A 7,246-nucleotide genomic window follows, 5' to 3' on the forward strand; every position below is an offset into this window, starting at 1 on the left:
TCTGCAAAATCTGGGCAACAGAGCCGGGACGGTTTAAACTCAATCCGCACCATCAAATGCCGGGACCAAACACCTAGAAGCCCGCGCCGCCATCGCAACGCGGGCTGGCGCGCGTTCACGCCGGAACGGGCGCATCCTCGCGCAAGAGCCCCTTCTTCTTCAGGTCCGCCCAGAAATCGGCCGGGATCGCATGGGAGAACCAGGCCAGATTCTGCTCCAACTGTTCGATCGTGCGTGTGCCCGCCATGAAGGACGGGACGGCGGGATGGGCGACGACGAATTGCAGGGCGGCGGCGGCCAGCGGCACGCCATGTTCCGCGCACACGACCTCGATCTTCGCGACCTTTTCCATGATCTTGCGCGGCGCGGGCGCATAATTGTATTTCGCGCCGTCCTTCGCGCCGGTGGCAAGGATCCCCGAATTGAAGCCGCCGCCGACAACGACCGCAGCACCGCGCGCTTCGCACAGGGGCAGGAAGGCATCCAGCGCCTCCTGTTCAAGCAGGGTATAGCGGCCGGCCAGCAGGAAGCAGTCGAAATCGTGGCGGACAAGCGCTTCGTGGCAGACCTGCCATTCGTTGACGCCGACACCGATCGCTTTCACGACCTTTTCCGAGCGCAGCCGTTCCAGCGCCCGCCAGGCGCCGTCCATCGCCTGCTCGAAGACCTCCGGCTGCTCGCTCCCGCGCGTGAAGACGTCGATATCGTGGATGAAGCACATGTCCATCCGTTCCAGTCCCAGCCGTTGCAGGCTGTCCTCGAAGGCGCGCATCGTGCCGTCGTAGCTGTAGTCGAAATGCATGGTGAACGGCGCGGCATTCGTCCAGGGTGCGAAGTTGATCGTGTGACGCCGGGCCGGGCGAAGAAGACGTCCGACCTTCGAGGCGAGCACGAAATCGTCCCGGTTCTTCCAGCGCAGCGCGTGCCCCGTCCGCAGTTCGGCAAGGCCATGGCCATACATCGGGGCGGTGTCGAAGAAGCGCACGCCGGCTTCCCAGGCGCGCACGAACATTTCCTGAGACGTCTCTTCGTCGATCTCGCGGAAAATGTTGCCGAGCGGCGCGGTGCCGAAGCCGAAGGCGGTGACGTCGAGGTCCGTTCGGCCAAATTTTCGCTTTTCTCCCGGGTGCATGTTTTCCTCCTCAAGTAACTGAATAGTGAATAATATGCACGCGGCCAAGCGGCTGTGCAAGCAGCTACATTCAGGCCTAGTGCATTTTTCCGTCTTGACGTTCACCGGCAGGCGAATGTATGTAACCAGATAGTTACTAGTTGCGAGACGAGGCAGATGTATCTCACCGAAACGCAGGAGCAGGTGCGCGAGATGGCGCGCGCCTTTGCAGACGAAACGATCCGCCCCCTGGCCGAGGAACTCGATCGGGAGGAGCGCTTCCCCGCAGACCTCTACGAGGAGATGGCCAAGCTTGGGCTTTTCGGTATCGGCGTGCCGGAAGCTCTCGGCGGCCCGGGCTTCGATACGCTCACCTATGCACTCGTCATGGAGGAGTTGAGCCGCGGCTATGCATCGGTCGCCGACCAGTGCGGCCTCGTCGAACTCATCTCGACGCTGCTGGTGCGCCACGGCACGGAAAGCCAGCAGGCGCTGCTGCCGGAAATTCTCGGCATGCGGGCCAAGGTCGCCTATTGCATTACCGAGCCGGAAGCGGGCACCGATGTTTCCGGCATTCGCACCACGGCGGAGCGTGACGGGAACGGCTGGCGGCTGAACGGCGGCAAGATCTGGATCCACAATGCGCCAGTCGCCGACTATGGTTTCGTCCTTGCCCGTACGGACAAGGAGGCCGGCAACCGCGGCATGTCGATCTTCATCGTTGACCTGCATGCCGACGGTGTCGAAAGAGGGCCGAAGGAACACAAGATGGGACAGCGCGCCAGCCAGGTCGGTGCGCTGAATTTCTCGGATGTGCGCCTGCCGGTCGATGCCCTGCTCGGCACGGAAGGCCGTGGCTTCCACATGATGATGTCCGTGCTCGACAAGGGGCGTGTCGGTATCGCCTCGCTCGCCGTCGGCATCGCACAGGCCGGCCTTGAGGCCGCGCTCGACTATGCCGGGACGCGCAAGCAATTCGGCAAGGCGATCTCCGATTTCCAGGGTGTGCAGTGGCTGCTCGCCGACATGGCGAAGGATATCGAGGCCGCGCGCCTGCTCGTCCATTCCGCGGCATCGAAGATTGACACCGGCGCGGATGCAACGAAAGCCTGCTCCATCGCAAAATGCTTTGCCGGCGACATGGCCGTGCAGCGCACCGCCGATGCCGTGCAGGTCTTCGGCGGCTCGGGATATATCCGCGGTTTCGAGGTGGAGCGCCTCTACCGCGATGCGAAGATCACGCAGATCTATGAAGGCACGAACCAGATCCAGCGCATGATCATTGCGCGCGAACTCCTGAAGAAGGGAGCAAGGGCATGAGTGCGGCGGTTGCTCGGCCGGTCGCGCTTGTCACCGGCTCTTCCCGTGGCATCGGCCTTGCCGTTGCCGAAGCCCTGGCGCGCGAAGGTTTTGCCATTGCCGTCAATGGACCGGCCGAAGACGCCGAGCTTGCCGCCGCCGTCGCGCGCATCGCCACCCATGGCGTACCGGTCGCCGCTGCCGCATTCGACGTTGCCGCGATCGGCGGCCATGATGCGGCGCTCGATGCCGTCGAGCGGGAACTCGGACCGCTCACCACGCTGGTCAACAATGCCGGCGTCGGCGTGCTCAGCCGTGGTGACATGCTGGAGGTCTCCGAGGAGAGCTGGGACCGCTGCTTTTCCGTCAACACGAAAGCCCTGTTCTTCCTGAGCCAGGCCTTCGCGCGTCGCGCGCTTGCGCGCCCTCGCTCCTCCCACTTCCATTCGATCGTCAATGTCACCTCGTCGAACGCCGTTGCGGTGGCAGAACAGCGCTCGGAATATTGCGCCTCGAAGGCTGCCGCCTCGATGGTGTCAAAGACGCTTGCGGTCCGGCTCGGACGGGAAAACATCGCCGTCTATGATGTCCAGCCCGGCCTGATCGCCACCGAGATGACGGCTCCCGTCATCGAGGCCTACCGCGAGCGGGCCGCCCAGGGGCTTACGCTCTTCCCGCGCGTCGGGGAACCCGCCGAAGTCGGCACGCTGATCGCATCGCTTGCGACCGGTCGGCTTCCCTACACGACCGGCCTGTCGATCCCGGCCGATGCCGGCATGCTCGTTCCGCGCTTCTGAGGTCCTTCACCATGAAAATCGCTCTTCCCGATACCGCCGGCCGCCGCACCGACTATGTCCTGACCGGAACGCCGATCGCGGCCGCGACGCTCGGCAAAGACCCGGCGCGTGTCGTCTATTCCGCCGCCCATGTCGTCGCCGATCCCTTCACCGCAAACGACCCATCGGGCCGCGCGACGGTGGACTGGGCGAAGACGATGGAGTTTCGTCGCTACCTCGCCGGTCTTGGCCTCGGCATTGCCGAGGCGATGGATACCGCCCAGCGCGGCATGGGGCTCGACTGGCCCGGTGCGCTGGAGTTGATCCGCCGCACGCGGGTGGAGCTTCCGGATGCCCTGGTCGCCAATGGCTGCGGGACGGATCACCTCGACCCCACGGCGGTGAAAAGCCTGGACGATGTGCGCCGCGCCTATCTGGAACAGGCCGAGGCCATCCAGAAGCTCGGCGGCCGCCTGATCCTCATGGCGTCGCGCGCGCTGGTGCGCGTTGCAAAGGGGCCGGAAGACTATCTCAAGGTCTATTCCGATGTGCTTGCCGCCTGTGACGAACCGGTGATCCTGCACTGGCTTGGCGACATGTTCGACCCGCAGCTCGCCAATTACTGGGGCGACGCGGCTTTTGAGCCCGCGATGCAGACGGCGCTTGCCGTCATCGGCGCGAACGCGGCCAAGGTCGATGGCATCAAGATTTCCCTGCTCGACAAGGAGAAGGAGGTCGTCATGCGCCGCCGCCTTCCGGCCGGCGTGAAAATGTATACCGGCGACGATTTCAACTATCCCGAACTCATCGAAGGCGACGATGCGGGATTTTCGCATGCTCTGCTCGGTATCTTCGATCCGCTCGCCCCTGCCGCGGCCTATGCGGTCGGGCGGCTGGGGGACGGCGACAAGGCAGCCTTCCGCGCAACGCTCGATCCAACCGTGCCGCTTGCCCGCCTGATCTTCCGCGCGCCCACGCAGTATTACAAGACAGGTGTCGTCTTCCTTGCCTGGCTGAATGGCTTCCAGGATCATTTCGTCATGCTGAACGGCGCGCAGGCCATGCGGCCGCTGCCCTACTTCGTCGAAGTCTTCCGCCTTGCCGATCAATGCGGGCTGTTGCGCGACCCCGAACTTGCCATCACGCGCATGAAGACGCTGCTCGCCGTCTATGGCGCATGACGATGCGCGATTTTTCCAGGGACCATTCGGCGCTGGCGCTCAACACCGCCAGCCTCGGCCATAATCTTGAGGGCCGTGGCGCTGGTTGGGAACCGGAGCGTGTCATCGATGCCTGCGCGGCACGCGGCTTCGGCTCGATCGTCTTCTGGCGCCGGGAGATCGGCCTTCGGGCGGTGGAGATTGGCGACCGTGCCCGCGCGGCCGGCCTAGCCGTCGCCGGGCTTTGCCGGACGCCGTTTCTCGTTGGCGCGGATGCACTCGATCGGGCTGCGGTTCTCGATGAGGCGAAGGCCTCCATCGACATGGCGGCCGGTCTTGGCGCCGCCGTTCTGACGATCGTCGTGGGCGGCGTGCATCCCGGCACCAAGGGGACGGTCGAGAGCCTTAGGATCCTGGCCGACCGCGTCGCCGACCTCGTACCCTATGCGGCCGAGCGCCGTGTCAAACTGGCGCTCGAGCCCCTCAATCCCGTCTATGCCGGCAATCGCTCCTGTCTCACCACGGTGCGGGATGCCGTCGATATCTGCGAGATGGTCGACATGCCGAACCTCGGCCTTGCCGTCGATGTCTATCATGTCTGGTGGGACAGCGGTTTGGACGCTCAATTGCGGCGTGCCGGCAAGGACCGGATTTTCGGCTATCACCTCTGCGATTGGCTCGCCGACACGCAGGACGTGCTGCTGGATCGCGGTATGATGGGCGACGGGGTTGCCGATCTCAAGACGATGCGCGCGAGCGTGGAGGGCGCGGGTTATGCCGGTCCCTGCGAGGTCGAGATCTTTTCCGCGAACAATTGGTGGAAGCGCGATCCCGGCGACGTGCTTGATGTCATGGTCGAGCGTTTCCGGACCATTTGCTGACGTATTCTGGAGTTCCCGATGAAAATCCTCGTGCCCATCAAGCGTGTCGTCGACTACAACGTGAAGATCCGCGTCAAGGCGGATGGCTCGGGTGTCGAGCTTGCGAACGTGAAGATGTCGATGAACCCGTTCGACGAAATCTCCGTGGAAGAGGCTTTGCGCCTGAAGGAAGCAGGTAAGGCGGCGGAAGTGGTCGTGGTGTCGATCGGTCCCGCGAAGGCTGAAGAGACGCTGCGCACGGCGCTGGCCATGGGCGCCGACCGCGCCGTTCTGGTCGAGACGGACGACGCCGTCGAGCCGCTGGCCGTCGCCAAGATCCTGAAGGGTGTGGCGGAAGCCGAACAACCGGGCCTCGTCATCGTCGGCAAGCAGGCGATCGACGACGATTCGAACCAGACCGGCCAGATGCTGTCGGCGCTGCTTGGCTGGCCGCAGGCGACGTTCGCCTCCAAGGTCGAGATCGGTTCCGGTTCGGCCGAGGTGACGCGCGAAGTCGACGGTGGTCTTCAGACCATCGCGGTGAAGCTTCCGGCGGTCGTGACGACCGACCTTCGCCTCAACGAACCGCGCTATGCGTCGCTGCCGAACATCATGAAGGCGAAGAAGAAGCCGCTCGACAAGAAGGTGCCGGCCGATTTCGGCGTCGATACCGCCGCGCGCCTGAAGGTGCTGAAGACCGAGGAGCCGTCGGGCCGCAAGGCCGGCGTCAAGGTCAAGACGGTCGCCGAGCTGGTCGAAAAGCTCAAGACCGAAGCCGGCGTGCTTTGATCCGGAAGATTTGAGGAGATTACGAACATGGCCATTCTTCTTCTGGCAGACCATGACAACGCTCACCTTTCCGACCAGACGGCCAAGGCGCTGACGGCCGCGAGCAAGATCGGCTCCGACGTGCATGTGCTCGTCGCCGGCTCGGGTGCCAAGGCTGCGGCCGATGCGGCAGCCAACCTCTCGGGCGTCTCCAAGGTGCTGCTTGCCGACGATGCAAGCCTCGGCAACAACCTCGCCGGACCGCTGGCGGCGCTCATCGTGTCGCTGGCCGGCAACTATGACGCCATCGTCTCGGCTGCGACCTCGGTGGGCAAGAACGTTCTGCCGCGCGTTGCCGCGCTGCTCGACGTCGCGCAGGTCTCGGAGATCATCGAGGTCGTCTCGGCCGATACGTTCAAGCGTCCGATCTATGCGGGCAATGCCATCCAGACGGTTCAGCCCACCGACGCGAAGAAGGTGATCACCGTGCGCACGGCGTCCTTCGCCGCAGCCGGCGAGGGCGGCAGCGCCGCGGTCGAGACCATCCCGGCCGCAGCGAACCCGGGCCTTTCCAGCCACGTCAAGGATGCGCTGTCCTCGTCCGACCGTCCGGAGCTGACGTCCGCAAAGATCATCATCTCGGGTGGCCGCGCGCTTGGCTCGTCTGAGAAGTTCCAGGAGGTGATCCTTCCGGTCGCCGACAAGCTGGGTGCTGCCGTCGGTGCGTCCCGCGCCGCCGTCGATGCGGGCTATGCGCCGAACGACTGGCAGGTTGGTCAGACGGGCAAGGTGGTCGCACCGCAGCTCTACATCGCCTGCGGCATCTCGGGTGCGATCCAGCATCTTGCCGGCATGAAGGACTCGAAGGTCATCGTCGCCATCAACAAGGACGAGGAAGCGCCGATCTTCCAGGTCGCAGACTACGGCCTCGTCGGCGATCTCTTCGAGATCCTGCCGGATTTGCAGAGGGCGCTCTGAGCGACATGGCGGAACTCCCCGAACGCGAGAGCATGGCATTCGACGTGGTGATCGTCGGCGCGGGGCCGGCCGGCCTTTCGGCGGCGATCCGGCTGAAACAGGTCAATCCTGACCTGACGGTCGTCGTCCTGGAAAAGGGCTCTGAAGTCGGCGCGCATATCCTCTCCGGCGCCGTCGTCGATCCCATCGGCATCGACCGCCTGCTGCCCGACTGGCGCAAGGACGCCGACCATCCCTTCAAGACCGCGGTGACGGACGACCATTTCCTGCTGCTCGGCCCGGCCGGCTGCGCCC

8 protein-coding genes are annotated in these 7,246 nt (G+C 64.5%); 7 read left to right on the top strand and 1 reads right to left on the bottom strand.

The annotated features are described in order from the left end of the window. Positions 1-115: 115 nt before the first annotated feature. On the bottom strand, positions 116-1,132 hold the full coding sequence (locus AKG11_RS32545; protein ID WP_050747003.1) for an aldo/keto reductase: 1,017 nt from the start codon (positions 1,130-1,132) through the stop codon (positions 116-118). 156 nt (positions 1,133-1,288) lie between these two features. On the opposite strand from AKG11_RS32545, the gene AKG11_RS32550 reads away from it, so the two are divergent. The 7 genes from AKG11_RS32550 to AKG11_RS32580 form a co-directional block, all read left to right on the top strand. Continuing rightward, positions 1,289-2,431 (top strand): acyl-CoA dehydrogenase family protein, encoded by a 1,143-nt coding sequence (locus tag AKG11_RS32550; protein ID WP_050747004.1) that lies wholly within the window; start codon positions 1,289-1,291, stop codon positions 2,429-2,431. After that, positions 2,428-3,207, top strand: a complete 780-nt coding sequence (locus AKG11_RS32555) for a 3-ketoacyl-ACP reductase (RefSeq protein WP_050747005.1) — start codon at positions 2,428-2,430, stop codon at positions 3,205-3,207. Before AKG11_RS32550 ends, AKG11_RS32555 begins: the two co-directional genes overlap by 4 nt. Positions 3,208-3,218: 11 nt before the next feature. Further along, complete coding sequence (locus AKG11_RS32560) at positions 3,219-4,367, top strand: dihydrodipicolinate synthase family protein (protein WP_050747006.1); 1,149 nt, start codon at positions 3,219-3,221, stop codon at positions 4,365-4,367. Positions 4,368-4,369: 2 nt separating this feature from the next. Next, positions 4,370-5,227, top strand: coding sequence for a sugar phosphate isomerase/epimerase family protein (locus tag AKG11_RS32565; protein ID WP_050747009.1), 858 nt, complete (start codon positions 4,370-4,372; stop codon positions 5,225-5,227). An 18-nt stretch (positions 5,228-5,245) separates the two neighbouring features. Then, positions 5,246-5,995, top strand: coding sequence for an electron transfer flavoprotein subunit beta/FixA family protein (locus tag AKG11_RS32570; protein WP_050747007.1), 750 nt, complete (start codon positions 5,246-5,248; stop codon positions 5,993-5,995). A 27-nt stretch (positions 5,996-6,022) separates the two neighbouring features. Then, positions 6,023-6,952 (top strand): electron transfer flavoprotein subunit alpha/FixB family protein, encoded by a 930-nt coding sequence (locus tag AKG11_RS32575; protein ID WP_050747008.1) that lies wholly within the window; start codon positions 6,023-6,025, stop codon positions 6,950-6,952. 5 nt (positions 6,953-6,957) lie between these two features. Continuing rightward, positions 6,958-7,246: NAD(P)/FAD-dependent oxidoreductase (locus AKG11_RS32580; RefSeq protein ID WP_371260177.1), on the top strand; the 289-nt coding region annotated here is incomplete at its 3' end.

This window comes from Shinella sp. SUS2, assembly GCF_001262505.1.
Classification (GTDB): domain Bacteria; phylum Pseudomonadota; class Alphaproteobacteria; order Rhizobiales; family Rhizobiaceae; genus Shinella.

Excerpts from the sequence above, each read along its gene's own strand:
- AKG11_RS32560 (WP_050747006.1), top strand. The coding sequence starts at position 3,219 with ATGAAAATCGCTCTTCCCGATACCGCCGGCCGCCGCACCGACTATGTC.
- AKG11_RS32545 (WP_050747003.1), bottom strand. The coding sequence starts at position 1,132 with ATGCACCCGGGAGAAAAGCGAAAATTTGGCCGAACGGACCTCGACGTC.
- AKG11_RS32575 (WP_050747008.1), top strand. The coding sequence starts at position 6,023 with ATGGCCATTCTTCTTCTGGCAGACCATGACAACGCTCACCTTTCCGAC.
- AKG11_RS32550 (WP_050747004.1), top strand. The coding sequence starts at position 1,289 with ATGTATCTCACCGAAACGCAGGAGCAGGTGCGCGAGATGGCGCGCGCC.
- AKG11_RS32570 (WP_050747007.1), top strand. The coding sequence starts at position 5,246 with ATGAAAATCCTCGTGCCCATCAAGCGTGTCGTCGACTACAACGTGAAG.
- AKG11_RS32555 (WP_050747005.1), top strand. The coding sequence starts at position 2,428 with ATGAGTGCGGCGGTTGCTCGGCCGGTCGCGCTTGTCACCGGCTCTTCC.
- AKG11_RS32565 (WP_050747009.1), top strand. The coding sequence starts at position 4,370 with ATGCGCGATTTTTCCAGGGACCATTCGGCGCTGGCGCTCAACACCGCC.